The sequence below is a fragment of the Helicobacter canis genome (assembly GCF_008693005.1).
GTDB lineage: Bacteria > Campylobacterota > Campylobacteria > Campylobacterales > Helicobacteraceae > Helicobacter_B > Helicobacter_B canis.
In genome coordinates, this window is sequence record NZ_VXKE01000022.1 from 23,742 (window position 1) to 49,338 (window position 25,597).

Sequence of the window (25,597 nt, forward strand, 5' to 3'; positions counted from 1 at the left end):
CTATGTCAAAATCCTAAACTCACCAGCTAGCCACTCCTGCTTAAGCGTGCAAGGCTCGCTATGCACTTCTTGCACCTGCGCCCTGCTTGGTCCTACGCGCAAAGCCTGCAAAAATTGCTCCAAGCTCTCACTACTCCCACAAGCAAATATCTCCACACTCCCATCGGGGAGATTTTGCGTGCTACCATAGAGTGCAAGCTCATCAGCCTTCGCCTTAGCAAACTTCCTATACCCCACGCCCTGCACCTTACCACACACCTTAATATGCCACGCTTGTGAGTGATACATCGATTCTATCCTTGTAGCTTGATTGATGAAAAAGTAGTGATCCCCTTCTAAGACAAATAGCCTGCTACTAGGGATAAGTGCGTGGATTTTCTCCCCAGATTCTAGTGGCGTGGCTTTATCATCTCTGCCCCAAAAAATGCTGACATTATGCCTACACGCCGCAAATATAGGAGAGAAATCTTCATCAACCACACGCTTAAAAATGCTATACATCGTGGGGTTAAGTGCTCTAGCATCGCTAGCACGCAAAAACGGCAGACGGATATGCGCTAGCTTGGCGATCTTGGCGCAAGCAATTTTAGCGCGGACTTTTAAAGGCTTTTTGCACACAATGCCAGCGGAACTAAGGAGTATAATCTCCCCTATGGTTTTGGGCGTTGGCTGCTCGCTGGTGGATTTGGCTTTTTCTAAAGAAGCCTGCGAGCTCACGCCTGCACCGCTTCGCTTGTTTTGCTCACATTTTAGGGTAGGAGCTACCTTGTCGGTAGTGACTGCCCCAAAATGTGAGCAATCAGGCGAATGATTACCCAAGACCGAATCTAATTTGCCGCACATCACAGCCACCTTGCCGCCAAAGCTATGCCCTACAATATCCGCTCTAATGCCAAGCTCACGCAAAAATGCTAGCACGATATGGGCATAATCACTTGTGTCTAAAATCCTTAATTCCTGCGTGTCCAAGCTAGAATCTACTTTAGATTCTAGCTCTTCTCCATAAGGGCTAGCACCAAAGCCGGGCAAATCAATGTAGTAGTGCGTATAATCAGCAAAGCTCTTTGCAAATGCTTGGTGCATAAGCTCCTTATGACTCCCCCAGCCGTGTAGGAATACAATATTTCTAGGCTCTTGTGCCTTTTGGCAAGCTTGCTTGATATAGGCTATCTCAAGCGACTCCCCTAGATAGGTGATCCTACGACTTGCCATCACTTGCCTTTTGCTGCGCGGATTTTTTGCACATAGTTGTAGGTAATTTTGATGGGCTTGGATTTTGGCAAAGCTTGCGAGAGTGCTTGAATATGGCTTCCAAAATCCTCAAAGAGATAGTGCGCCATAGAGCCGGGGATTGGGTTGATTTCATTAAGATAAATTTCATCATCAATGACAAAAAAATCACATCGTATAAGCGCGCCTGCAAACATATCGCCATAAATGCGCTTAAAGGCTTCTTGCAGTTTAGATTCTAGCTCTTTATCTATGCTAGCTTGCTTCGCCTGCGTGGTGCGCGAAAAGTCTAAATACTTATCATCAAAGCTTAGAAGCTCTGTTTTCTTAGGCTCTTCAACCATAGAGAAGACTAGCTCCCCTTGGGCATTTTTATAGCCTGCCAAATTGTATTCCCTAACGCCCTTATAAAATGGCTCAATAAGTATCTCCCTATCATAGCTAAAGGCAGAATCTAGCGCGTATTCCATATCGCCTTGCTGCTCTACGACACTCACGCCTATGGAGCTTCCAAGTGTGGCAGGCTTTACAATAAATGGATAGACAAAAGAGCAGCGCACATCATCACCATAGCGATAATGCTGATATGGCAGAGTTTTTACCCCGATGTGTGCGGCGTAATTTTTGGTCAAAATCTTATTAAAGCTAAGTGCGCAGGCAGCCACTCTTGGTGCGATGAAAGGGAGCTTATAAAACTCAAGCACGCTTGAGATAATGCCATCTTCCCCATCGCCGCCGTGGATAAGACTTAGCACCACGCCTAGATCACTAAGCCTTTTACTCCCAAAAAGCCCCTTATAGCAAAGCCCCCCTAGAATCCACTCTAGCTGCTTGCATTGCTTATACTCCCCTGTGGCAAAGATTTTTGCCTGCATTTTATCTGCTGGGATAAGGTAGAGATGATGCCCACCATCAAGGAAAAGAAAATGCGCGATATTATCTCCTAGGACCTTTTTTAAACTAATAGCACTTACAATGCTAATCTCGTGCTCGAAACTCGCTCCACCAAACAACACACTAACCTTGCTCAATGTCTGCTCCTTAAAAATTAACTAAGTGTATAAACTAGATTCTACCTACTCACACGCACAGGGCAATAAATGCAAAAGTATAGCTAAAAGTTATAACTCTCTTGTTAGCATTTGGCAAGTTTAGCACCTTATGCCTTAAGATTCTAGCGTGCTTTTACTAGGCTGCTGCCATAGTGTATAAAGCAGCTTTATCATAATGCTAAACACCACGCCCTCAATCATCGCTGCTAAGATAAAGGCATAATACACCTCTTGGCTGATAGCGTGCCAATCAATGGCGATCTTTGCCGTGGCGACAAGGAAGGTCAGCGGCATAGAATCACTAAGGGCAAAGAGCGTTACATCTTTAGGACTGCGAAAATACTTAGCAAACGCCACATTTGCCGCTACAAGTCGTATCACAATCATTCCGCCTGCGATATATGCACCATAGATGATATAGGTGGGGTTAGAGATGATAAGTGCTAAATCAAGCGTGCTACCCACATAGATGAAAAATAGCGGGACAAAAAACCCAAACCCCACATCATTAAGCTTATGCACTAGCTCGTGCTTATAAGAGAAAAATATCGCCACAATCATTCCAGCCAAAAACGCCCCAAGAGCCGCCTCTAAGTCCAAAAACAGCACTAATGCCACTAGCACGATAAAGAGCATCATCACAAAGCGAATGTCCTGATTGCTCAAGTCGTTGTAGGGCATAATGTAGAGCTTAAGATTAGGAAACCACCAAAACAGAATCTTAAACAGCCAAAACAGCCCCACAATCGCTGCTATAAACGCACAAAGCACCGCCAAGCTCTCATACAGCTGCCACGAATTCCCATAGTGGTAGAATCCACTTATAAGCGTAAGCGCAGCGATACTCACCACCTCTCCTACAACCCCCACGCGCAGCGCAAGCTCTAGCCACTGCTTATCCTTGCCATAGTCTTTGATAAGCGTCATAATCATACCAAGGCTCATCACCGGAAATGCCGCGATGAAGATTTTATTAAGCCCAAGCACTAGTACTAGCGTGATTGATAGCCCATATAGCACGAAAAAATACACCAAAACATTGCGCAAAAACTTCTTCCCAAGATTTTGGAAGCCGCGTAAATCCACCTCCATACCGCATAAAAACATCAAAAACAAAAACCCAACCTTAGCCATTATCGCTAGGCTTTCACTCGCGTGAAATATCCCAAAATACAGCCCCAAGCAGCCTAGACACATCTCCACGACAACAACGGGGATCTTACTCGCTTTTGCCAAAATAGGCGCGATAGCAATAAGCAAAGCGATAATGGCAAAATTGAGAAAAATATCGCCTAAGATATGCTCCATTATCGCTCCTGCCCGCTAGATTCTACACCTTTGGCGCGATTACCAAAGGCTTCAATAATGGCTTCAATAATGGCTTTGGGGTAGAGCTTATGCTCTAGGGCGTGGATTCTACTCTCAAAGTCTTGTAGGCTCTCTCCTGCTATTTTTGGAAGCTTCTCTTGCATAATGATCGCCCCAGAATCTAGCTCTTCACTCACCCAATGCACACTAACGCCCCCAAAATCCTCTGTGCTATGAAAGCTCTCTGCTATGGCGTGCGCGCCTTTATGCAGCGGCAGGAATGATGGGTGGATATTGATAGCCCTAAATCGTTTGACAAACTCCACCCCAAGGATACGCATAAACCCAGCTAAAATCACTAAATCTATCCTATATTCTTCTAAGCATTGCGCCAAAGCCCGCTCAAACAACGCACGCGAGCCAAAGTCTCTGTGATCAATCACCTTGCACTCTAGCCCTAGTCTTTTACAGCGCGTGATCCCATAGGCGTTAGGATTATTGCTCATAGCTAGGGCGATATGGGGTGCTAGATGATATGGGCGCAGGGCGGCAGTGATTGCGTGCTTTTGGGCAATGATGTTTTCTAAATTACTACCGCTACCGCTAAATAGTATTGCTACGCGCACCTGCGCTAATCCCTGATCCTGCATTCTCTCTCTTTGCTGCTAAGCTATAAAAGCGCACATTATAGCAAAATTCCACTCTCTGCCCTAAAACCACTCCACAGCCAAGCAGTAAGCCCGTTAAACAAAAATCATTTATGCGTAGTTGTAGTGCGCTTACATTAAAGTGCTAGAATCTAGTCCGCACTCTATAAGGGCAGATCGCGCTAGATTCTATACTAGATTCTACTTTGAGATAGAATCTAGCTAGCTAGCCACTCATACGCAAACACCCCCCACACCAGCATCACAAAAAGCAGGCTCAAAAACTGCGCCGCACTGCCCATATCTTTTGCCTTTTTAGCAAAGGGGTGGGGCTCTATGCTTGTGTGATCGATCGCATTTTCTATGGCTGAGTTAAACAGCTCCACAATCACGCAAAGCACTCCGGGCAAGATCAAAAGCACCTTTTGCGCAAAGCCTTCCCCCAGCCATAGCCCAAGAGCCAGCCCAAGAGCAGCCACCAAAACCACTTGGCGAAACCCCTGCTCCTCTCTCCACGCAGCCAAAATCCCATCTTTAGAATACAAAAACGCATTGCGCACGCGACTTAAGCCGCCTTTGCCCTTTTGTGCGTTGCGCTTGGAGCTATCCACGCTAGTCCTTTTTAGATTCTACCTTGGTAGAATCTAGCGGCACTTCTTCAAAGCTAAATGTAGCCCTAGATTGCTGCAAAGACAGCACAGGATTATGCAGCCACTCCCCAAGAGATAGAGAGCTATCAGTATTTATCTCATTATGCTTTAGCTCATAGATTACGCCATTATTCTCACCCAAAACCATAGCCACTAGCCCATCAACCAATGGCTCAAGACTCTGTGCTTTCCCTTTAGTATCGCTTAGCAAAGCGATATACATTATAAAGGCTTTCACAGACTGCAAAGAGCGAGCTAGATTTGCGTGCTGCTGCTGGTAGGCTTGGGGCTCTAGCTCTTTGCCTTGCGCTAGCCTTGCGATAATCGCAGAAGCAAGATCCCTAGGCTCTAGGGATAGCTTAGCACTTTTAAATAGCACAGGCGTTTGCGTTAAGACCTTTTGGCTATCTTCTTCATACGCCTTAATCATTGAAGCAAGCGCATCGCTAAAATGCGCAGGAGCTTGCTCTAGCATAGCACCAACCCCAGCTTGCATACCCCACGCAAAGCTATAGGATAAATTCTCCCCCTTAGCCAAACAAGTAGCAGTAGTATCCATTATATCTACATCTTGTGCTTGCTCACTTTTGCCAAGCACTCCGCTAATGCTACAATCAAGCGATTTTGGCAATAACACATTAGAGAAATCCACATCTTGTGCCAGCACGCCAAAAAGCAGTGTTAAAAGCTCTTCCCCAGCAAATGACATTTTCTCACTCACTAAGCGAACACTCCCTTGATTTTGCGTAAATTGCCCCACTTCTAAGCGCACATTTTCTAGCTTCATATCTTCAAAGCCCACGCTAGAAGACTTGCAGGCTATTTGCTTAAGCCCGCTGCAGCTAAATGGCTCATAGGAAAACTCTGGCATAGACTCTTGCAGTGCTTGTAGCTGCGTATTGATACTATCTTCTATATTGCCTTTAAGTCTATGGCTCATCACAAAGAGCAGCACAAGCAGTGCTACTATCACCACGCCACCAAGCCCTAAAATCCCTATAAACACCCTTTTCATATCGATCCTTTGCAAGTAGATTCTAGCGATCTAGCCAATAATCTCACGCGTGCCCTTTGCATTAGGCGCGGACAAAAAGCCCTGCTTCTCTAGCTCTTCTACAAGAACCGCGGCTTTATTGTAGCCTATACCAAGCCTGCGCTGAAGATTGCTAATGGAAGTCTTGCCATCAAGCTTCATTGCCCTTTTAGCTTCTGCAAGTAAGTCGCCTTCATCACCATTATCACTCTCACTCTCCGCACGAAGTGCATTAGAGTCTGCTAGGAAGCTCGAGTCATACTGCACTTCTCTTTGCTCGCGGATAAAATCGACAATGGATTCTATCTCATCTTCACTCGCCCAAGGCGCGTGCAAGCGCAGCACGCCACCACCCCCACCAAGAGAAAAGAGCATATCGCCCTGCCCTAGGAGATTCTGCGCGCCTTCAGCATCTAAAATCACGCGAGAGTCCATTCTCGAGCCGACCTTGTAGGCAATTTTTGCTGGGAGATTGGTTTTAATCAGTCCTGTTACGACATCGACACTTGGTCGCTGTGTAGCTACGATTAAGTGCAAGCCTGCCGCCCTACCCATCTGCGCTATGCGAATGATTGAGCCCTCCGCCTCCTTGCCCCCTGTCATCATAAGATCTGCTAGCTCATCGATAATGATGACAATAAAGGGCAAAATCTCACCCCCCTCACTCCTAGCTTTAGCATTGTAGCCATCAATAGTTTTTGTTTTAATGGCTTTCATCATCTCATATCTGCGCTCCATTTCTCTAGCGACATTATTAAGCGCGATGATCGCCTTTTTGGCATCGGTGATGATGGGGGTGAGTAGATGTGGGATTTCTTCATAGAGACTAAATTCTACTTTTTTAGGATCGACCATTATTAAGCGCAAATTATCTGGGGAGTTGCGATAGAGTAGGGATAAAATCATCGCATTAAGCCCCACGCTTTTCCCACTCCCCGTTGTGCCTGCGATAAGCAAGTGTGGCAGCTTCTGCAAGTCTGTAACAAACGGATTCCCCACAATATCCTTGCCAAGCCCAAGCACAAGCGGCGAAGAAGAGCTCTTAAACACTTCACTCTCCAAAATCTCGCGCAAATAAATCATCTCTTTTTGTGAATTTGGCACTTCAATGCCTACGACATCTTTCTCTGGTATGGGAGCTTGGATACGGATTGAGCGCGCACTTAGTGCCATAGCAAGATCATCGCTTAGGCTTTGGATTCTACTGACTTTGACATTAGGAGCTGGGCGAAACTCAAAGGTCGTAACCACCGGACCAGAGTAGATCCTAACCACATCGCCATCGATTTTAAAGACTTTAAGCTTGGTTAGGAGATTTTGGATCTTTTGATCAATCTCGCCTTCTTCAAAGCTTATTTTCTTATCTTGTGCGGGCTGTAGGAGTGTCGTAGGGGGCAAGGTGTAGTCCTTAGGGCGCACTAGCTCACCACGCTCTAAGCTCTCTAAATGCTGCGCGCTAGATTCTAGGCTTCTTGCTATGGTGGGCTGCGTTTTTTGGCTTAGAGCAGAGCTAGAATCTAAACTTGGCTCTAGTGGAGAAGTGGGCTCTAGCTCTGGCAAAGAAACTTGCTCTCCTGCACTCTCATTTATATCCTTAGCACTAGAGCTGGATTCTAGGGGGCTTGCCTGCGTGCTTGGGTTTATCTGGCTAGATTCTGGGGGGCTAGATTCTAGGCTAGGCTCTATATGTGCCATTGCGCTAGAATCTAGCGCGATACGATCAATGGCAGGGGAGTCGATGGCAGAGGGGTTGATGATAGGGGGGCTTGCCACTTCATCAAGCTGGCTTAGTCGTTGGGAGTCGATGATCTTTGTGTGGTAGGCTGGGGCTTCTTGTAGCGGCACTTCTTGCTCATACGCTTTAGCGCGAGATATTGCTTGCCCCACATCAATGCGCAGCACTTCGGTGTTTTTATCTGCTTGCTCTCTATCCACAAGCCGCACCATCGTCTTATAGCGCGCTTCATCTTGCTCTTTTGCGCGGTTTTCTCGCTCTTCATTATGATAGAGCACAACGACTTCTTTCTCATCAAACTCCGGCTCTTCTCTATGTGCTTGCTTGCATTCTTGGCTAGAATCTAGCGTATTTACCTGCGAGTGTGGCTGGGTAGTAGGCTTGTAGCTTTGATGTAGCTGTGCAGTGGGGCTAGATTCTACTTGAGCTTCCACTTTAGATTCCACCCTAGATTCTGTTTGGGGCGGCTCTTTTACACTAGAATCTCTATCAAACTGCTTGATTGATGGGGAGGCAAAGACCTTTTCTAGCCACGAAGCTAAAGCGTGGTAGTAGTCCTTAGCTCTGCGCACGATATGGGGAGCGAGATAGCTATATGCCTCTTTTACATTGCGTGTAAGATAGCGGGCAAGTGCTACTATGGCTTTTTGCAAAGACCTTTGCACAGCGATAACCTGCATAGGTAAAAGCAAAAGCACGCCAGCATAAAAGCAGCCAACCACCAAAATCCACACCCCAAATACACCAAAGCTTGGCGTGATTTTTGCGATGAGAATCTCGCCTAAAAGCCCTTTGCCAAGCCAGAGTGATTGCAGCAGTAGCACCCCTAGACTTATAAGCAGCACTGCTATGATGATTTTCAAGCGTCTTGCGCTAAGTGTGGAGTCTTTATAAAGTGCATAAGCAGGGTATAAGAAAAATAGCAAATACACATAGCCCAAATAGCCAAACCACGAGAGATTAAGCAGCGCAAACGCTCGCCCCATTTCACCCATACTACCACTCTCGCCAAAAATAGTCGCTAAAGTTAGGATAACAAACAGCGCACACCAAGCGCATAAGATATAGATTTTTTTAATGGTCTATCCCTTTTAAGCAAATTTTTTTTAAAGATATTATAGCATAATGCACAAAGACTTCGTTTTGTTCAAGGGGGTGTAGATGCACGGGAGAATCAGCCGCTATTCTATGGCGACAGGATCTGGTGTTGTTACCAACTATTCCAAAAAAATCTTTGAGCTGCGCAAGGAGCATTGGCACGATCGCAAGCTTTTGCCAGCAGCGGGAATGTATGTAGAATTTAGACTTGATGAGAGTGGGCATATCGTAGATGCACATAGCTCTGCATATCAAGAGTTTGGCGCGGACTCGCTCATCAAAGAAATGGACTTTTGGAAGACAGACACTGATGAAGAGCTACGCACAAAAGAGACAGACCTGCGCAACCAAATCGCAGAAAATATCTTTAAGCAGACAAACTACCTAGAGATGAAGAGCATTGAAGCTTCTGTATCTGTGGAAGACTGCTTAAAAGAATACTTCGCCCCAGAATCTAACTCCATTAAATTCTCGCTTGCAGACATAGAAGAAATCGCCCCAGAAAACCAGCTCAACTACCTAATCGTGCGCCGATTTCTCTCAAAAGCTATGGACTATCTAGTGTATTGTGATAAAAACATCACGCCAGATGTGTTTGCTAGCGACTTGCAAAAGGTCAATAATCTCGAGTATTCCTACAAAGCCCTAGTCCAAAGCGCAAACCTAAAGCCAGAATCTATCTACCAAGATATGTTTTTAGAAAAGCAGCTTCACTACCGCGGCGCGATCAAGGCGATTTTAGGCATTAAGGAGAAGACTATCCAGCTACGCAATAAGGCGAAATTCTGTATGAATGAAGTGCGCAAGCTTAGGAATCAAATGGAGCTTAACAAAAAGGACTCCACACTGCCAGCCAAGCTTGAGACGCAAAAGACCATTATGGCAAAGGCAGAAGAAGAAGTCAAAATCCTAACAAGCTGCCAAGAGCGGCTAGAGACAATCACCAAAAACTTTAGAGAAAGCTACTTGAATGAGTTTAGCGAGACATTCCACAAAATGCATAACGACCTAGTCGATCAAACGCGCGAGGCACTCAATCTTGTCGCCACGGCACTTGATAATAAGATGTGGAAAATCGGTATGGCTTCTACCTCTGTGCATAATAACTTCTTCAAGCACGACATCAATAATCCCTACTGCACGATGACTTTCTATGGGCAGTATCTCAAGCGACTTGATAAAAACAAGCTCGCTGATAACGAAAAAACCGGCTACAACTACTTCCACAAATACAAAAAGCAGCACGAAAAGCTCTTTTTAATCTACACCACCAACCAAAAGCTTGAGATGTATCTAAAGCTTCAAATAATGTCCGCTTCTAAAGAATATAGTGTCGTAATCGCTAAGACTGATGGAGAGTTTCTCTCACATATCAACTCCCAATCATTTGAGCTAGGCTATATCGACCCATTTATCCGTGGTAATCCAAAGCAGCTTGTCGAAGATGCCAAAACTTCTAAGCATAATAAAACCACCCGTTTTGTCGTCATCTCCCAAAAGCAAGCCCAGATTCTAGCCAACAAATAATCCCACACGCGCGCTAGCTAGAATCTAGCCTGCGAGCTATGCCACTTATGGATTTTAGTGTGCTCGATAAGATTGAAGGATTATAATAATGATAAAAAAGCTTTTTTCTCCCATTGTCGCTGTGCTTGAGTGTATCACCAAATACTTCAAAGCCTTTGTATTTTTGCTTATTGTAGCACTGCTGTTACTTAGCACAAGAGAGCCCACCCAGCACCCAAACCTAGCCAGAATCCACCTTAAAGGCGCGATTATGGACTCTAGTATGCTACGCACACAGATCGAAGATCTGCGCAATTATCCTAGCTTGCAAGGCGTGCTACTAGTGATTGACTCTCCGGGTGGGGCAGTTGGAGCGAGCGTGGAGATGGCTGACCTTATCCAAGAGCTTGCTAGCACAATGCCTGTTGTCGTGCATACAGAGAGTGTTATGGCAAGCGGGGCATACTATGCAGGAGCTTACGCAAGTAGAATCTATGCTAATCGCGGCGCGCTTATTGGCAGCATTGGTGTGCTATTTAGTGGTGCAAATATCAAAGAGCTACTGAGAAAAATCGGCTATGAGCCACAGGTAATCGCTGCTGGCGAGTATAAAGAAGTGGGCGCATATTACCGCGACTGGACACAAAAGGAGCGCGCCTATATAGAAAACCTTATCCAAGAAGAGTATCAAACCTTCATCACCGATGTCGCAAAAGCACGGAATTTAGAGCTAAAAGATTCTAGCAAGTTTGCGCAAGGCAAGGTGTTTAATGCCGCCAAAGCCAAAGAGCTAGGACTCATAGATGATGTGATGTCCCGCAATCAAGCCATAGACAAGCTTAAAGAGCTAGCCAAAGTAGAAGATGCAATATGGCTGCAGAAAAGCTCGTGGCAGAGCTATATCGACACACTTGTAGAATCTAGTGCCAGCAAAGTATTAAGCGCAATGCTTGGGATAGGCTTACGATGAAGCATATATTGCTTATTAGCACCAAAGATAGAAGCGGTCTCATCTATCAAGTCTCTAGGATTTTGCACGAAGCTGGGCTTAATATTGAGAAAAATGACGAGTTTGTCGATAGGGAAGCAATGCTGTTTTTTATGCGCACACAGATTGCCGGCGCACTAGATTCTAGAGAAATCCTGCTCTCTTTACGCCAAGCTCTTGGCGACAAAGCGCACATTACATTAAAGCCCGTTACACAAAAATCCCTAATCATTCTTGCCACCAAAGAAAACCACTGCCTAGGCGATTTGCTTCTGCGCTATGAGAGCGGCGAGCTAAATGCCCATATCCAAGCAGTCATCGCTAATCACAACGACCTAGAAGCCCTTGTGCGCCGCTTTGATATACCATTTTACTGCATAGAATCTAGTAATGATAGAGAAGCTCACGAGCAAGCACTTAGTGGCATTATTGATCGCTACCACCCAGATATAATCGCCCTTGCCAAATATATGAGAATCCTTTCCCCCGCGTTTGTGGCACGCTATCAAGGGCAGATGATCAATATCCATCATAGCTTCCTTCCCGCATTTATCGGTGCTAATCCTTACAAGCAAGCCTATGAAAGGGGGGTGAAAATCATCGGTGCAACGGCGCATTTTGTTACCCAAGAGCTTGATGAAGGACCAATTATCGCGCAAGATATTATTAAAATCGATCACACATATAGCTGGCAAGATATGCAAAAAGCCGGGCGCAATATTGAGAAAAGCGTTTTTGCTCACGCACTTGATCTTATCTTGCACGATAGGGTGTTTATCAACGGCAACAAAACCATTGTGTTTTAGATTCTACAATGGGCTAGCTAAACCCAACACATACCAACATAAAGGAAGCTTATGGATTATCTACACATTATCGGGGGTGCCAAGCTACACGGGCAAGTGCAAATCTCCGGAGCCAAAAACGCCGCACTCCCCCTACTCTCTGCCGCACTTTTATCTAGCACCCCTGTGAAGATCGACAATCTCCCAAATGTCGCTGATGTCAAAACTCTAGCAAAGCTTTTGGAGCACTTAGGTGCCATAGTTAGCTGGGATAGTGCGCATAGTGTGGAGCTTGATGCAAGCCATATTATCCACACTAAGGCAATTTATGACATTGTGCGCAAAATGCGTGCCTCAATCCTTGTGCTTGGACCACTGCTTGCGCGCTGTGGGCATTGCGAAGTAAGCTTGCCGGGTGGCTGTGCTATTGGCGCGCGTCCTGTGGATCTCCACATAGCTGCTATGGAAAAAATGGGCGCACAAATCACTATCCAAGGGGGCTATATTGTAGCTAGTGCTCCAAATGGACTAAAAGGTGCGCAAATCGTGTTTGACAAAATCACCGTAACAGGCTGTGAGAATGTCATTATGGCAGCTGCTCTTGCTAAAGGACGCACGCAAATCATCAATGCAGCTAGAGAGCCTGAAGTAGTCCAGCTGTGTGAAGTGCTTATGCAAGCAGGCGTGGAAATCCAAGGCATAGGCTCTTCAGTATTAGAAATCCAAGGCACAGATAGAGAGCCACTTAGATTCCAGCCTTTTTCTGTCATACCAGATAGGATTGAAGCAGGCACTTATCTCTGCGCTGCTGCAATTACAAATAGCCAAATAAAGCTTACAAATGCTAATCCCAGCCACCTTGAAGCCGTGCTTGAAAAGCTCCGCCAAATAGGCTTTAAGCTAGAATCTACAAATGATTCTATTAGCATTTTCCCAGCAGCCAAACGACAAGGCTTTGAAATCATCACCACAGAGCACCCCGGCTTCCCTACCGATATGCAAGCGCAGTTTATGAGCCTAGCGACCCAATGCCAAGGCACAAGTGTCATACAGGAACGGCTCTTTGAAAATCGCTTTATGCACGCAAGTGAGCTACAACGACTTGGAGCAAACATCACACTTAAAGGCAACACTGCCACTATCATTGGCAACGATGAGCACAATCCACTTGTAGGTGCAGATGTGATGGCGACAGATTTGCGCGCTTCTTCAGCCCTAGTGCTTGCTGGGCTTGTGGCACAAGGTAGCACCAATGTGCATAGAATCTACCACCTTGATCGAGGCTATGAGAGTTTGGAGCAAAAGCTTAGCGCACTTGGTGCAAATATCACTCGTCAAAAAGAGTAAGCATAGTCTCTTTAAACAAGCCCTGATAACTTGGTCAAAATATTGTAAATTTTGCGATTTTGTTTAAAAATTATTTAACCAAAGATTAAAGTAAAATTTAAGTGTTTAGCGTTACAATCGGTGTTTCAATAAAGTCAAAAGGAGAGAGTATGGCTGAAGTCAAAAGACGCGATTTCTTAGGCTTGACGCTTGGTGGCGTCGCCGCTGTCGGCGGTATCGCCTCCCTAATCGCTATGAAAAAGACTTGGGATCCATTGCCAAGTGTTGTTTCTGCTGGATTTACGACAGTTGATCTAGGCAGTTTGCAAGAGGGAGAATTTGCCCAAGTAGAGTGGAGGGGCAAGCCAGTATTTATCATAAGAAAGTCTAGTGGTGATGGGTTTGATGATCGCCGAGACTTTAAGATTGGCGATAATGTCTATACGCTTGGCTTACAGGTTTGCACGCATTTGGGCTGTATCCCGCTATACAAATCAAGTGAAAAAGAATTTCTCTGTCCGTGCCACGGCGGTAAATTCACTATCGATGGTATCAATGTCGAAGGCACACCACCTCCACGCCCATTTGACATACCACCTTTTAAGGTAGAGGGTATGACTCTAACGCTGGGCGAGGCTGGGGAAGAATACAACAAAATGACCGCACTGGCATAAGGAGAGAAAATGGCAGAAATTAAAAAAGCAGACGGGCTTGTTGATTGGCTTGACCAACGACTTGGTGTGAAAAAGTTTCTCCAAGTGATGATGACGGAATATTGGATTCCAAAGAATATCAATTTTCTTTGGGCTATGGGTGTGCTACTTCTTACACTATTTACACTACTTGTAGTAAGTGGTTTGTTTTTGCTGATGTATTACAAGCCTGATGTCAATATGGCATTTTATAGTGTAAATTACACGATTATGCAAGAGGCTGATTATGGCTGGCTGTGGCGACATATCCACGCGGTGGCTGCAAGTATGATATTTGTGATTATTTATATCCATATGTTTGTAGCCATCTATTATGGCTCTTATAAAAAAGGGCGTGAGATGGTATGGATTGGTGGTATGCTGCTTTTTGTCGTGTTTTCTGCAGAGGCATTTAGTGGCTATATGCTTCCGTGGGGACAGATGAGCTATTGGGCAGCAACTGTTATCACCAACCTTTTTGGCGGTATCCCCCTAATAGGTGATGATGTGGTTGAGTGGATTCGTGGGAATTACATTGTAGCCGATGCGACCTTGACAAGATTTTTTATGCTGCATGTTGTTTTGCTTCCCGTTGTTATTATGCTCCTTATTGCATTCCACTTTTACTCTCTCCGCTTCCCGCATGTAAATAATCAAGCTGGTGAAGAAATAGACTTCGAAGCAGAAGCGAAAAAATATCAAGAAGGCAAGAAAAAAGAAGCCAAAGTGATCCCATTCTGGCCCGTATTTATGTCTAAAGATATTTTTGTAGTTTGTGCATTTATGGCACTATTTTTCTACCTTGTATGCTACCACTTTGACTTTGCTATGGATCCAGTGAATTTCGATCCAGCAGATTCTCTTAAAACTCCACCACATATTTATCCAGAGTGGTATTTCCTATGGAGCTATGAAGTGTTGCGCGGCTTTTTCTTTGATGTTGGACCAATTAAAGCTGCTGACATTGGTCTTGTAGCATTTGGTGTGGCACAGGTAGTGTTTTTGCTTCTCCCTTGGCTTGATAGAAGTCCTGTTGTGCGCCCAGCCCATCAACGCAAAGGATACTTTGTATGGTTCTGGTCGCTTATAGTTGTGCTTATTGTGCTCACCGTGTATGGCAAGCTACCACCAGAGGGCATTAACACTTACATTGGCTTTGTTGCTTCTATTGCATTTTTGCTTCTTATCTTTGTTGCGCTTCCACTTATTACAATCAACGAGCGTAAAAATTCAAGCTGCTGTGGGCAGTGCGGCAATGCAGGAGGTGCAAAATGAGAGAGCTAAAAATCCTAGCAATCCTAGTTGTTGTCGTGGGCGTAATATATTGGGGTGTAGAGCCTTTAGCGCATAGCATTATGCACCCTAAAGTTGCCGATGCACAATATGACTATATTAAAGCAAATGCCGATGATGTGGCAGAGCTAAAAGCTACAATCGCAAACCTTGAAACAGAGCTTCAAAGTGCGCGCAATGCAAATGATGCGATCAATATCGAGCGTTTGGAGAAAGAGCTTGCCAAAAATCAATCCTATCTTGCTTCTATTGAAAATTTCTGGAAGGAAATAGACCTAAGTAAAGGCAATGCGCAGGCTGGACGAGCTCTTGTAGAACAATGTCTCGCCTGCCATACTATTGACTCTCAAAAGCTCGCTCGCTCTAGCGGACAAAGCAATGCTGATGTATCTGCTGCTTATGGTGTAACCCCCCCAGACTTGTCCAATATCGCTGCTGTATTTGACCACACCTACTTGGCACACTTCTTAAAAGATCCGGTGTTGGCATCAAAACTTTGGCATAAAGATGGACTTGCCTACCCTATGCCACCCTACTCATATCTTAGCGATCAGGAAATTGCAGATATTATTGCATACTTCGCATCAATTGCGCCAAAGTCTCTAAATGATAAGCAAGTGTTTGAGCAAGCGTGTGCGCGCTGCCATAGTGTAAGCTACGATAATCTTGCAAGCACAAGTGATCCACAAGATCTCAAGCGATACCTTGGGACAAAAGTCCCAGATCTTTCAATGATGATTCGATCTCGTGGAGAGCACTACCTAAGCAACTTTATCAATGATCCTCAAAGACTATTGCCACAGACTGCAATGCCTAGGGTTGGTGTTACAGAGCAAGCAGAGAAACAAATTGTCGCATACCTAGACTCTGTAGGAGATAGCAAAAAACACGAGCGCAATGCACTTGGATTTAAGATTATTATATTCTTCCTTGTTATGACAATTCTTGCATACCTATGGAAGCGTAAAATATGGAGTGATCTCCACTAGTATATACTCGCTGCATAGCAGCGAGCTATCTCAAACACAAATCCACACTAGAATCTAGCAAGTCATTTGCATAAACTACAAAACAATCTCAAAGCCACACAGCCAATCTGCCAAAATCAAAAATATCTAAACACACACTTTCAAAAATCTTGCTTGCTTTAAGCTGTTTTTTTTTTTTTTGATTAGAATGCCTGTCTAATTTTGACACGAAAGGGTTCTTATGCAGTTTATCAAACATATCTTTTCATCGCTCACGCCTAGCTTTTTGATTAGAAACTATATTTTTGGTATTTGTTTTTGGGCAGCTTGTGTGTTTCTTTTGCCAGATATTCCAATACCACTTATTATCATCTTGACAATCAATCTCTTATTCTTTCCATTTGCTACACTTGTTTGGGACGAAATGCGCGATATGCTTATGGGAGGCACTGCGGTATTTTTGCCACTCTGGACTATGCTTATTATCAAATTTTTTATCAAAGGTATGATATTTTCTTTTGCAATTCCTGTTGGGGTGCTTGGGATTCTCTATATTTGGTTTCGCACAAAAAATGCTTCTTGAGATACCGCACAATCAAGCAGAAAAGATTGTTGTTGGTTATAATCTTTGCTCCAAAATCTCCCGTGCCTGCTTAATGTCACACTCTATTTGAGCCTTAAGCTCCTGGAGTGAGTCAAAGCGGCGATTTTCGCGGATTTTTTTATACATCTGTATCGTTAGCTGCTCTGGCACCTGTGTAATCTCACTATCAATAATATGGCTCTCTATTGCATATACCCCATCTGTGCTAACACGATGCCCAAAGAAGCTCACAGCCATTTTTCCATTTACGCGCGTAGCATACACACCACTTGCTGGCAAAACATAGCCTTGAGCGCGGATATTTATCGTAGGGAAAAGCTCCTTGCTCGCTATCCCCTGTCCGCGTATCACATCACCTGTTATCGTATAGTGCCAGCCTAGCATTGCATTTGCCACAGCAATATCTCCGTGTCTCACAAAGTCTTTAATCACGCTTGCGTGCAATGGAATCTCACCATAGCAGACCTTGGGGACAATGATTGCCTGTATCGCTCGCCCTTGGCTACTTTGCCTAATCTCACACAAATGCCGCAAATCGTCCGCCCCACAGAGTCGATCTCTACCAAAGCGAAAATCATACCCCACGATAATTGTCTCCAAACTTGGCAAAGATTCTAGCAGCGTAGAGACAAACTCCTCCCCACTCATATGCGCTACGCTTGCAAACTCCACGAAATAGGCATTTGGCAACTGATCAAGCCGATCTTGTAGCGAAGTAAGGAAGCCTTGATTCTGCACGCTTGGACTTTGGCTAATTAGATTCTGCTCTATCGCTTTGTCGATGATTAGCACCGCACCACGATCACCTAGCAGCTCTAGTAATTTCCTATGCCCTAAGTGTATCCCATCAAACTTCCCAATCGCCAGACTTGTAATCTGCTTAGGAGCAAGATTCTCTGCAAGCATAGATGAAAAACTCTGCATTGCCTTCCTTTCCTTTCACACTAGATTCTGCCACCAAGCGCACAGAAAGTCCGCGTGCGCAAATAGTCGCTATACACTCTTGCAATGCACTTTGGGCTGCATTGTGATCTTGCACGACCCCTCTTTTGCTTCGCTTAATCCATCTACCCACTTCAAACTGCGGCTTAAAAAGCACGATAAGCTCACTACTTAGCTTGCATAAATCATCAATAATATGCCTGATACTAATGAAGCTTACATCACACACAGCTAGGTCAAAATCTCTAGCATATCTGCGCGTGAATACTCGTATATCACATTGCTCAAACACCTCCACACGAGAGTCTTTGGCGATTGTTGGGTGGAGCTGGTTGCTTCCTACATCAACACAGCAAATATGCTTAACCCCATAGCGCAGCAGCACTTGGCTAAATCCCCCCCTAGCAGCCCCCACATCAATGGCACTCTCCCAAGCTCTAGCCACTCCTTGCCTCTTGCACTCTTCCAAAAACCCTTGAAGCTTCCTTCCAGCCCGAGAGACAAACTCCTCCCCACTAATTTCAACAGCCAGCCTAGATTCTAGCCTATCTGCCACACCCTCATCGCTCTCTAAACTAGAATCTATAATCTCAAATGATGGCTTTTGCACCACTTTACCACCAAGCATAACTCTGCCAGCCCTAATCGCCTCTTGCGCCTTTTGCCTAGAGTCAAACTTCCCTATATCTACCAAATACCTGTCAAGCCGCATAAATCCCCTACAACGCCTGAAATGGTATGACTTTAAAGCTATAGTCAAGCTTTTCTTCTTGCTCATCTACAACAATACGCAAAAGCATTTTATCTGTATCAATAAGTGTAGATTTTGCAAATGCCACAAGATAGCAGTTTGACCATTTGTTAATAGGGTGCAGCACTTCATCATACTCGTTTTTATTAAGCAGGCGGATATACTGCGGCTCTAGCCACGATTTACCATCGCGTGTAGCTAGATCGATACGCAATCGCTTGAAGATAATAGGCTCTTGACTTGGAGCATAAATCTCTATAAAGAAATATTCCAAATTTTTATAATATGTCCGCTCAATATCATTTAGGTAAGTTGCAAACACAACTAGATCAATCTTATCATTGCGAATTATTTGGAATTTCCTTGTAGCTTGGATTTTCCTTTCTTCTAACAATTCTGGGTGATAGCCTTTCTCAAAGTAATTTGTGCAAGATACAAAGGCACAAGCAAGCACCAAAACCAGCCCTACTCTCCAAATCCCCAAAAGCAATCCTTTAGGCTTTTCTTGTGAAAAAAACGCTATGATTATATCCATTTTTACCAAATACCAAGGAAGCCTATGCGCCACCTTATAGAGACAAGCGATCTATCCACAGATGAAATCGAGCGCATCTTACATAAAGCCACGCAGTTTCTCCCTATGTTAGATTCCACAACTTTAGATTCTAGTAAGAGACCAGCACAAAGCCTAGCACACACCAATATCATCACCATATTTTTTGAAAACTCCACGCGCACACTAAGTAGCTTTGAATGCGCGGTGAAAAATTTAGGCGGCTCTATCACAAGGCTTGATGTCTCACGCTCTTCAACTTCAAAAGGCGAGACCATCAGCGATACCGCTGCAAATCTTAATGCGATGAGTCCGCACGCTATCATTATCCGCCATCAAAGCTCTGGTGCGCCTGTGCATCTTACTAAATCCGTCTCCTGCCCCATTATCAATGGCGGTGATGGTGCGCATGCGCACCCTACCCAAGCCCTACTTGACTTGCTCACACTTAGACAATGTCTGGGGCAAAATCTTGCTGGCAAAAGGATAGGCATTATCGGTGATATTAAAACTTCTCGCGTGGCAAATAGTAATATCGAGCTACTCTCCCGCTATGGTGCAGAGCTTGTGCTTATAGCTCCGCCACACTTCCTCCCGCCACATAGCAAGCTTGCCTACACACACGATATTACAGAGGTGATAGACTCTCTGCACGCCATCATCTCCTTACGCACACAGACAGAGCGACATAGCAAGCAAAATTACGGCTCACTGCGCGATTATGCCAACCAATTCTGCCTAACAAAGCAGCTCATAGGCGATAGGGATATAGTCATTATGCACCCGGGTCCTGTGCATCACAATATCGACATTGAAGATGAGCTACTCAAAGACTCTCGCTGCAAAGTTTTACAGCAAGTGAGAAATGGCGTAGCAGTTCGTATGGCGGTATTAGAGTTCTTTATCCTAGAGACAAAGGCGTAATATGAGCAAAGTGCTAACGCAAAAACAGCTTAAAGTTGGGGTAATAGGGGTTGGTGTAGTGGGTAGCAGTGTGATTGCTGCCCTAGAAAAAAATCGCGATATTATTACCGCGCGTGCGGGGGTAGAAATCATTATCAAAAAGGCTTGCGTGCGAGATATAAGCAAGCCTAGAGCCTGTCCTATCCCACTGACAGATGATATTGATGAGATAATAAATGATGATGAGATTGATGTGGTAGTTGAGCTAATGGGCGGAAGAGAGTTGCCCTATCATATTGCTAAAGCCACTCTATCAAAGGGGAAGGCGTTTGTAACTGCCAATAAGGCTATGCTCGCCTACCACCGCTATGAGCTAGCAAAACTCGCACGCACACCCATAGGATTTGAAGCAAGCGTATGTGGAGGTATCCCTATCATCAATGCGCTCAAAGTCGGCTTAAGTGCGAATGAGATTCTAGCTATAAGAGGGATTCTTAATGGCACAAGCAACTATATCTTAACCAAAATGACTCAAGATGGCTGGGACTTCACCCAAGCACTCAAGAAAGCTCAAGAGCTAGGCTATGCTGAAGCAGATCCAAGCCTAGATATTAACGGACTTGATGCAGCGCACAAGCTCTCAATCCTTGCTAGCATTGCTTATGGCATTGATGTGCGCCCAGAAGATATGCTTATAGAGGGCATAGAGCATATAGCACCTGAAGATATTGAGTTTGCCAAAGAATTTGGCTACTGCATAAAGCTACTAGGGATTGCTAAAAAGCACGATAGCTCCATAGAGCTACGCGTGCATCCCACAATGATTGATGAAGAAAAGCTACTAGCAGATGTCGATGGCGTGATGAATGCTGTGAGTGTTGTTGGCGACTGCGCTGGTGAGAGTGTGTATTATGGAGCTGGTGCTGGGGGCAATGCCACTGCTAGCTCTGTCATAAGTGATCTTATCGCTATCGCACGCTTATATAGCCAAAACCACAGGCAAGACCAAGCAAATCCAATGCTAGGCTTTATCACCGAGCAAAGCTACGCCATTATCCCTAAGCAAGACATCACAAGCAGATACTATCTGCGAATCCTAGCTGATGACAAGCACGGGGTTTTAGAGAAAATCGCTGCAACTCTTAGCCACAATAAAATTTCCATTAGCACATTTTTGCAAAAACCAAGCACGCTAGATTCTAGCAGCTCTCAAAACTGCGCTAAAGTCCTGCTTGCCACACACACAACCTCTGAATTTGCCATACAAAATGCGATCACAGGCTTACAATCCTTAGAAGTCGTGCGCCAAAAGCCCGTCATTATCCGTATAGAAGATGAGTGATCAAAAGTTTAAGCTAGCACAACCACCACAAAAACAAACACGCATAAAAGGAGTAGCAGGAGAGCAAAAGGCGTGTGAATGGCTAGAATCTAAAGGCTTTAAGATTCTAGCGCGTAATTATTACACACAATTTGGCGAGATTGACATCATCGCCTTATGTGATAATCTTTTGCACTTTGTTGAAGTAAAGACTTTCGCAGCAGGCTCACTCTCTCCGCGCTATGCCATCACAGCTAAAAAGCTTCAAAAAATCTACGCTAGCATTGATATGCTACTTTTCACCTGTCGCAATCTCCAGCTACCCCTAGAATCTAACTTTTCCAAATATGAGCGCGATGCCCATAGGATTGTGCAAAGCCTACAAGCCTTGCATATTGACTTGCAGAGCTGTCAATATTGTGTTGATGCGCTACTAATTTGGGGGGATAGTATTGAATTATTAGAAAATATAAGCCTTGAGTAATCTCCACAAGCAATCTCACAAGCCTATTTTTAGCAGCTATAACAACTCTCCCACATCGCACATATTCTGCGAGCATATCATTGCCAAAATCTTAAAATATCACTTCAACAACCATCGCTATAAATTTGTAGAGATAAAACAAGTGGCCGGGAGAGAGGGATTCGAACCCCCGGAGGTGTTACCCTCAACGGTTTTCAAGACCGCCGCTTTCAACCGCTCAGCCATCTCCCGTATATCGCAGAAAATGTAGCTTGGAGGCGACACCCAGATTCGAACTGGGGAATCAGAGCTTTGCAGGCTCCTGCCTTACCACTTGGCTATGTCGCCTTAATCCCAAGGTGGTGCCCGGAGCCGGACTTGAACCGGCACGGACACAATGTCCGAGGGATTTTAAGTCCCTTGTGTCTACCATTCCACCACCCGGGCAAGTATTGACGAAAATAGTGAAAATATTTCAAAGATATTGATTAAATGTAAAAGTGGAGCGGGAAACGGGGATCGAACCCGCGACCCCAACCTTGGCAAGGTTGTGCTCTACCACTGAGCTATTCCCGCGTTGTAAAGCCGTAATTCTAGCAATGCTCATTAAAAAAATCAAGGCATAAAAGTAACTTTTAGTATTTTTTCCCTACAATACCCCACTTGATACGCCCCATAATTACAAAATAATTTCAAAGGAATAGTATGCATTTTGAGCCTTATCCTTTTGAGCGATTGCAGAAACTTTTAGCCGATATTACACCCAAAGCCCCTATCCGCAAGCTCACAATTGGCGAGCCGCAGCTACCCACACCAGAATCTATCACCAAAGCTCTACAAGACTATGCTAACGAGCTGCGCTACTACCCGCCATCAGCTGGGACTGCATATCTCAAAGACGCAATGCTAGGCTTTATCAAAACTCGCTATGGCATTACACTTAGCCACGAGCAGCTTATCCCCACCTTTGGCACAAGAGAAGTGCTTTTTAATCTCCCGCAGTTCTACCTAGCACAAATCAAGAGCCCTGTCATAGCCCACCCAAACCCTTTCTACCAAATCTATGAAGGAGCTGCGATTGCAAGCTCTGCTAAAACTATCTATATGCCACTCACAAAAGAGAACAACTTTAAGCCACACTTAAGCGATGAGCAATGCAAGCTCGCCAATCTTGTGATACTAAACTCACCCAATAACCCAACAGGTGCTACACTAAGTCTAGATGAGCTAGTGGAGTGGGTGCAAAAAGCCCTAAAATACGACTTTTTACTCCTATGTGATGAGTGTTATAGTGAGATTTATCAAATCCCAGACTCCGTAGAATCCACCTGCACTAAAGACTATGCCCCGGCAGGGATTTTGCAAGCAAGTATAAAAGCTGGTAATACAAGCTTTAAAAACATCTTAGCACTTAACTCCATCTCCAAGCGTAGTAGCGCACCGGGCTTGCGGAGCGGATTTGTCGCAGGGGATAGGGAGATCCTACAAGGCTATATGACTTATCGCACTTATGCGGGATTAGCCCAGCCTATGCCACTAGCACGCGCAAGCGCAGTAGCGTGGAGTGATGAGACAAGTGCGCTAGAAATCCGCAAAATATATAGCAAAAACCTGCAGCTTGCTAAAACTCTCTTCCCACATATTCACATCGAGCCTTATAGCTTCTATATGTGGCTCCCTGTAAAAGATGATCTTGCCTTCACTAAAGAGCTATACGAGCATACAGGCATTGCGGTGCTACCGGGCAGATTTCTAGGCAGAGAAAATGCTGGGCAAGGGTATGTGCGCATAGCATTAGTATATCCACCAGAGCAAATGCAAGAGATTTTAAGCGATTTGGCGAAGTTTTATCACAAATCTATGCGCACAAGCTATGTAGAATCTAGCGGACTAGGTTTGGCGTTAGATTCTAGCCTAGAATCTATACAAGCGCAGATTCCACCACTACACAAAGCTAGAATCCACTTCATCGGCATTGGTGGCATAGGGATTTCAGGGCTGGCGAAATATTTGCGCGCGCAGGGCGCGATCATTAGTGGCAGCGACATTGCCCACTCACCCACGACCCACTATCTCCGCTCTCTTGGCGTGCAAATCCATATCCCCCACGACAAAAGCGCGATACAAGGGCAAGATTTAATAATCCACTCCGCCATAATCAAGCCAGATAATCCAGAAATTATCCAAGCAAAAGCTAGCAATATCCCTGTCCTATCCCGCACGCAAGCCTTAAAGCTCATCTTAGATTCTAAGCGTGTCTTTAGTGTGTGCGGGGCACACGGCAAATCAAGCATCAGTGCTATGCTTAGTAGCATACTCCCAGATTTTGGCGCGATTATTGGCGCAGAGAGCAAGGAGTTTCACTCCAATGTCCGCGAAGCCCAGAGCGAGAGCATTATCTTTGAGGCAGATGAATCAGACAAGAGCTTCTTAAACTCCAATCCATACCTAGCCATAGTCCCAAATGCCGAGCCAGAACATATGGAGACCTATAACCACAACCCCCAAGAGCTGCAAGCTGCTTATAATCAATTCCTTAGCAAAGCTACTTTGCGTTGTGTTAATGATAGTGATGAATTTTTACGCACAAGCGCGATCCCCTGCCTACACCTAAATCCACAACAAGACATTACAAATATCACCTACCACCTAGAAAATGATATGCCCTATACACACTTTTGCTTGCGCAATGTAGGAGAGTTTGCTGTGTGGGGGCTAGGCGAGCATACTGCCCAAAATGCCGCCCTAGCCATACTTGCCGCCCTAGAATCTATGCGAGTAGATTCTAGCAATCTCACTCAACAAAGAGCGACACTAGATCACGCTAGCTACTCTCCTAGCCATATCCAACAAGTGCGCGAGAATCTAAAGCATTTTGCCGGGATTAAGAAGCGTTTTGACATTTTAAGCACTTCCCCACTCACAATCATCGATGACTATGCTCACCACCCCACAGAAATCAAAGCCACCATACAATCCCTACAAATCTATGCCAAGCTGCGAGGTATTACAACTATCACAGCAATCTGGCAGCCGCATAAGTATTCTCGGCTTTTTGATAATCTTAGTGCCTTTCAAGCTTGCTTTGATGGAGCGTTTTCTAGCGATAGTCGGCTCATTATCCTGCCTGTTTGGCGCGCTGGAGAAGAGCCTAGGGAGATAGACTTGCAAGAGCTTTTTGCCCACTATAATCCCCTACTTGCCACGCGCACACAACGCAATGGCAATGTCTTAGAAATCTATGATAATGACACATTGCTTACGACATTGACACAAGGCATAGTGATAGGGTTTGGCGCAGGGGATATTACCTACCAGCTACGGGGTGTAAAATGATGGGACCAATCTCTGTTATTGGGATTTTTTGCCTACTAGGTGCGCTTGTCTTTGTGCTCTTACTTCAATCACACCTCACAAAGCAAAAAAAGCTCATCATAGGCGCGATATTATCAGTCGTGCTTTTGCTAATTGGTGGATATAACTACACCCAATCAAAGCGCACAAGCATCACCACGCTCTTAGAAGAAGCATTTGAGTCTGGGCAGACGCTTGATTGCGAAGGATTTTTAGTGCATAAAAATGACTTCAGTCTCATTAGTCAAACCTACACACTCATTGGTAAAAATGGCACTCCCACTAGCAACATCATCATCTTGCTGGAAAAATGCAAGATTACAGAGCTTTCTAAGGAAGACACTGAGCTACTCAATGGTCATACAATTGAAGAAATAGGTAGAGAATAGGAGAAA

23 protein-coding genes, 4 tRNA genes and 1 pseudogene are annotated in these 25,597 nt (G+C 44.8%); 14 read left to right on the forward strand and 14 right to left on the reverse strand.

Annotated features, from left to right (window positions below; translation table 11 throughout):
* The 7 genes from F4V45_RS08700 to F4V45_RS08730 form a co-directional block, all read right to left on the reverse strand.
* Positions 1–1,212: an alpha/beta fold hydrolase gene (locus F4V45_RS08700; protein WP_150337939.1), complete on the reverse strand. Its 1,212-nt coding sequence runs from the start codon at positions 1,210–1,212 to the stop codon at positions 1–3.
* Positions 1,212–2,261 (reverse strand): D-alanine--D-alanine ligase, encoded by a 1,050-nt coding sequence (locus F4V45_RS08705; protein ID WP_150337940.1) that lies wholly within the window; start codon positions 2,259–2,261, stop codon positions 1,212–1,214. Before F4V45_RS08705 ends, F4V45_RS08700 begins: the two co-directional genes overlap by 1 nt.
* 135 nt (positions 2,262–2,396) lie before the next feature.
* Positions 2,397–3,590: a cation:proton antiporter gene (locus F4V45_RS08710; RefSeq protein WP_150337941.1), complete on the reverse strand. Its 1,194-nt coding sequence runs from the start codon at positions 3,588–3,590 to the stop codon at positions 2,397–2,399.
* Positions 3,590–4,240 (reverse strand): phosphoribosylglycinamide formyltransferase, encoded by a 651-nt coding sequence (purN, locus tag F4V45_RS08715; RefSeq protein ID WP_150337942.1) that lies wholly within the window; start codon positions 4,238–4,240, stop codon positions 3,590–3,592. The genes F4V45_RS08710 and purN overlap by 1 nt, the downstream gene beginning before the upstream one ends.
* Before the next feature lie 215 nt (positions 4,241–4,455).
* The gene (locus tag F4V45_RS08720) at positions 4,456–4,848 is read right to left on the reverse strand and encodes a diacylglycerol kinase (RefSeq protein ID WP_150337943.1); all 393 of its coding nucleotides are present in this window, start codon (positions 4,846–4,848) and stop codon (positions 4,456–4,458) included.
* Position 4,849: 1 nt separating this feature from the next.
* Positions 4,850–5,902 (reverse strand): hypothetical protein, encoded by a 1,053-nt coding sequence (locus F4V45_RS08725; RefSeq protein ID WP_150337944.1) that lies wholly within the window; start codon positions 5,900–5,902, stop codon positions 4,850–4,852.
* A gap of 30 nt (positions 5,903–5,932) precedes the next feature.
* Positions 5,933–8,650: a DNA translocase FtsK gene (locus tag F4V45_RS08730; protein ID WP_246145313.1), complete on the reverse strand. Its 2,718-nt coding sequence runs from the start codon at positions 8,648–8,650 to the stop codon at positions 5,933–5,935.
* Positions 8,651–8,816: 166 nt separating this feature from the next.
* On the opposite strand from F4V45_RS08730, the gene F4V45_RS08735 reads away from it, so the two are divergent.
* The 8 genes from F4V45_RS08735 to F4V45_RS08770 all read left to right on the forward strand — a co-directional run bounded on the left by F4V45_RS08735 (position 8,817) and on the right by F4V45_RS08770 (position 16,894).
* Entirely contained in the window at positions 8,817–10,280 is a 1,464-nt protein-coding gene (locus tag F4V45_RS08735; RefSeq protein WP_150337945.1) for a hypothetical protein, read from the forward strand.
* A gap of 88 nt (positions 10,281–10,368) precedes the next feature.
* Positions 10,369–11,229, forward strand: coding sequence for a signal peptide peptidase SppA (sppA, locus tag F4V45_RS08740; RefSeq protein WP_150337946.1), 861 nt, complete (start codon positions 10,369–10,371; stop codon positions 11,227–11,229).
* Positions 11,226–12,053, forward strand: coding sequence for a formyltetrahydrofolate deformylase (gene purU / locus F4V45_RS08745; protein WP_023930805.1), 828 nt, complete (start codon positions 11,226–11,228; stop codon positions 12,051–12,053). The genes sppA and purU overlap by 4 nt, the downstream gene beginning before the upstream one ends.
* 51 nt (positions 12,054–12,104) lie before the next feature.
* Complete coding sequence (gene murA / locus F4V45_RS08750; protein WP_150337947.1) at positions 12,105–13,379, forward strand: UDP-N-acetylglucosamine 1-carboxyvinyltransferase; 1,275 nt, start codon at positions 12,105–12,107, stop codon at positions 13,377–13,379.
* 149 nt (positions 13,380–13,528) lie between these two features.
* Entirely contained in the window at positions 13,529–14,032 is a 504-nt protein-coding gene (locus F4V45_RS08755) for a Rieske 2Fe-2S domain-containing protein (protein ID WP_150337948.1), read from the forward strand.
* A 9-nt stretch (positions 14,033–14,041) separates the two neighbouring features.
* On the forward strand, positions 14,042–15,325 hold the full coding sequence (locus F4V45_RS08760) for a cytochrome b (protein ID WP_150337949.1): 1,284 nt from the start codon (positions 14,042–14,044) through the stop codon (positions 15,323–15,325).
* Positions 15,322–16,332, forward strand: coding sequence for a c-type cytochrome (locus tag F4V45_RS08765; RefSeq protein WP_150337950.1), 1,011 nt, complete (start codon positions 15,322–15,324; stop codon positions 16,330–16,332). Before F4V45_RS08760 ends, F4V45_RS08765 begins: the two co-directional genes overlap by 4 nt.
* A gap of 220 nt (positions 16,333–16,552) precedes the next feature.
* Positions 16,553–16,894 (forward strand): hypothetical protein, encoded by a 342-nt coding sequence (locus F4V45_RS08770; protein WP_150337951.1) that lies wholly within the window; start codon positions 16,553–16,555, stop codon positions 16,892–16,894.
* A gap of 36 nt (positions 16,895–16,930) precedes the next feature.
* On the opposite strand, the gene F4V45_RS08775 is transcribed toward F4V45_RS08770, so the two are convergent.
* From F4V45_RS08775 to F4V45_RS08785, 3 genes are read right to left on the reverse strand one after another with little or no spacing between them, the layout of a single operon-like run.
* Positions 16,931–17,839, reverse strand: a complete 909-nt coding sequence (locus F4V45_RS08775; protein ID WP_150337952.1) for a bifunctional riboflavin kinase/FAD synthetase — start codon at positions 17,837–17,839, stop codon at positions 16,931–16,933.
* Complete coding sequence (gene tlyA, locus F4V45_RS08780; RefSeq protein ID WP_150337953.1) at positions 17,796–18,569, reverse strand: 23S rRNA (cytidine-2'-O)-methyltransferase TlyA; 774 nt, start codon at positions 18,567–18,569, stop codon at positions 17,796–17,798. Before tlyA ends, F4V45_RS08775 begins: the two co-directional genes overlap by 44 nt.
* 7 nt (positions 18,570–18,576) lie before the next feature.
* Positions 18,577–19,092, reverse strand: a complete 516-nt coding sequence (locus tag F4V45_RS08785; protein WP_150337954.1) for a hypothetical protein — start codon at positions 19,090–19,092, stop codon at positions 18,577–18,579.
* Positions 19,093–19,167: 75 nt separating this feature from the next.
* Between F4V45_RS08785 and F4V45_RS08790 the strand changes: the two genes are divergently transcribed.
* Genes F4V45_RS08790 through F4V45_RS08800 form a run of 3 tightly spaced genes read left to right on the forward strand, consistent with a single transcriptional unit; the run spans position 19,168 to position 21,869 of the window.
* On the forward strand, positions 19,168–20,085 hold the full coding sequence (locus tag F4V45_RS08790; protein WP_023930816.1) for an aspartate carbamoyltransferase catalytic subunit: 918 nt from the start codon (positions 19,168–19,170) through the stop codon (positions 20,083–20,085).
* A 1-nt stretch (position 20,086) separates the two neighbouring features.
* Positions 20,087–21,406, forward strand: coding sequence for a homoserine dehydrogenase (locus tag F4V45_RS08795; protein WP_150337955.1), 1,320 nt, complete (start codon positions 20,087–20,089; stop codon positions 21,404–21,406).
* Complete coding sequence (locus tag F4V45_RS08800; RefSeq protein WP_150337956.1) at positions 21,399–21,869, forward strand: YraN family protein; 471 nt, start codon at positions 21,399–21,401, stop codon at positions 21,867–21,869. The genes F4V45_RS08795 and F4V45_RS08800 overlap by 8 nt, the downstream gene beginning before the upstream one ends.
* Before the next feature lie 143 nt (positions 21,870–22,012).
* On the opposite strand, the gene F4V45_RS08805 is transcribed toward F4V45_RS08800, so the two are convergent.
* From F4V45_RS08805 to F4V45_RS08820, 4 genes are all read right to left on the reverse strand, one after another.
* Positions 22,013–22,100, reverse strand: a tRNA-Ser gene (locus F4V45_RS08805).
* Positions 22,101–22,121: 21 nt separating this feature from the next.
* Positions 22,122–22,196 (reverse strand) — tRNA-Cys (locus F4V45_RS08810).
* 12 nt (positions 22,197–22,208) lie between these two features.
* Positions 22,209–22,295 (reverse strand) — tRNA-Leu (locus F4V45_RS08815).
* A 54-nt stretch (positions 22,296–22,349) separates the two neighbouring features.
* Positions 22,350–22,424 (reverse strand) — tRNA-Gly (locus F4V45_RS08820).
* 129 nt (positions 22,425–22,553) lie between these two features.
* On the opposite strand from F4V45_RS08820, the pseudogene F4V45_RS08825 reads away from it, so the two are divergent.
* From F4V45_RS08825 to F4V45_RS08835, 3 genes and pseudogenes are all read left to right on the forward strand, one after another.
* Positions 22,554–23,696, forward strand: a pseudogene (locus tag F4V45_RS08825) (succinyldiaminopimelate transaminase); the annotation flags it as partial.
* Between the two features lie 12 nt (positions 23,697–23,708).
* Complete coding sequence (murC, locus tag F4V45_RS08830; protein WP_150337972.1) at positions 23,709–25,184, forward strand: UDP-N-acetylmuramate--L-alanine ligase; 1,476 nt, start codon at positions 23,709–23,711, stop codon at positions 25,182–25,184.
* A complete protein-coding gene (locus F4V45_RS08835; protein ID WP_150337957.1) occupies positions 25,181–25,591 on the forward strand; it encodes a hypothetical protein in 411 nt (136 codons plus the stop codon). The genes murC and F4V45_RS08835 overlap by 4 nt, the downstream gene beginning before the upstream one ends.
* Positions 25,592–25,597 lie beyond the last annotated feature (6 nt).

What these genes read in the sequence shown, in the direction of transcription:
- F4V45_RS08700 (WP_150337939.1), bottom strand. Translation starts at nt 1,212, where the DNA reads ATGGCAAGTCGTAGGATCACCTATCTAGGGGAGTCGCTTGAGATAGCC.
- F4V45_RS08710 (WP_150337941.1), bottom strand. Translation starts at nt 3,590, where the DNA reads ATGGAGCATATCTTAGGCGATATTTTTCTCAATTTTGCCATTATCGCT.
- purN (WP_150337942.1), bottom strand. Translation starts at nt 4,240, where the DNA reads ATGCAGGATCAGGGATTAGCGCAGGTGCGCGTAGCAATACTATTTAGC.
- F4V45_RS08725 (WP_150337944.1), bottom strand. Translation starts at nt 5,902, where the DNA reads ATGAAAAGGGTGTTTATAGGGATTTTAGGGCTTGGTGGCGTGGTGATA.
- F4V45_RS08730 (WP_246145313.1), bottom strand. Translation starts at nt 8,650, where the DNA reads ATGGGTGAAATGGGGCGAGCGTTTGCGCTGCTTAATCTCTCGTGGTTT.
- F4V45_RS08735 (WP_150337945.1), top strand. Translation starts at nt 8,817, where the DNA reads ATGCACGGGAGAATCAGCCGCTATTCTATGGCGACAGGATCTGGTGTT.
- sppA (WP_150337946.1), top strand. Translation starts at nt 10,369, where the DNA reads ATGATAAAAAAGCTTTTTTCTCCCATTGTCGCTGTGCTTGAGTGTATC.
- purU (WP_023930805.1), top strand. Translation starts at nt 11,226, where the DNA reads ATGAAGCATATATTGCTTATTAGCACCAAAGATAGAAGCGGTCTCATC.
- murA (WP_150337947.1), top strand. Translation starts at nt 12,105, where the DNA reads ATGGATTATCTACACATTATCGGGGGTGCCAAGCTACACGGGCAAGTG.
- F4V45_RS08755 (WP_150337948.1), top strand. Translation starts at nt 13,529, where the DNA reads ATGGCTGAAGTCAAAAGACGCGATTTCTTAGGCTTGACGCTTGGTGGC.
- F4V45_RS08760 (WP_150337949.1), top strand. Translation starts at nt 14,042, where the DNA reads ATGGCAGAAATTAAAAAAGCAGACGGGCTTGTTGATTGGCTTGACCAA.
- F4V45_RS08765 (WP_150337950.1), top strand. Translation starts at nt 15,322, where the DNA reads ATGAGAGAGCTAAAAATCCTAGCAATCCTAGTTGTTGTCGTGGGCGTA.
- F4V45_RS08770 (WP_150337951.1), top strand. Translation starts at nt 16,553, where the DNA reads ATGCAGTTTATCAAACATATCTTTTCATCGCTCACGCCTAGCTTTTTG.
- F4V45_RS08775 (WP_150337952.1), bottom strand. Translation starts at nt 17,839, where the DNA reads ATGCAGAGTTTTTCATCTATGCTTGCAGAGAATCTTGCTCCTAAGCAG.
- tlyA (WP_150337953.1), bottom strand. Translation starts at nt 18,569, where the DNA reads ATGCGGCTTGACAGGTATTTGGTAGATATAGGGAAGTTTGACTCTAGG.
- F4V45_RS08790 (WP_023930816.1), top strand. Translation starts at nt 19,168, where the DNA reads ATGCGCCACCTTATAGAGACAAGCGATCTATCCACAGATGAAATCGAG.
- F4V45_RS08795 (WP_150337955.1), top strand. Translation starts at nt 20,087, where the DNA reads ATGAGCAAAGTGCTAACGCAAAAACAGCTTAAAGTTGGGGTAATAGGG.
- F4V45_RS08800 (WP_150337956.1), top strand. Translation starts at nt 21,399, where the DNA reads ATGAGTGATCAAAAGTTTAAGCTAGCACAACCACCACAAAAACAAACA.
- murC (WP_150337972.1), top strand. Translation starts at nt 23,709, where the DNA reads ATGCGCACAAGCTATGTAGAATCTAGCGGACTAGGTTTGGCGTTAGAT.
- F4V45_RS08835 (WP_150337957.1), top strand. Translation starts at nt 25,181, where the DNA reads ATGATGGGACCAATCTCTGTTATTGGGATTTTTTGCCTACTAGGTGCG.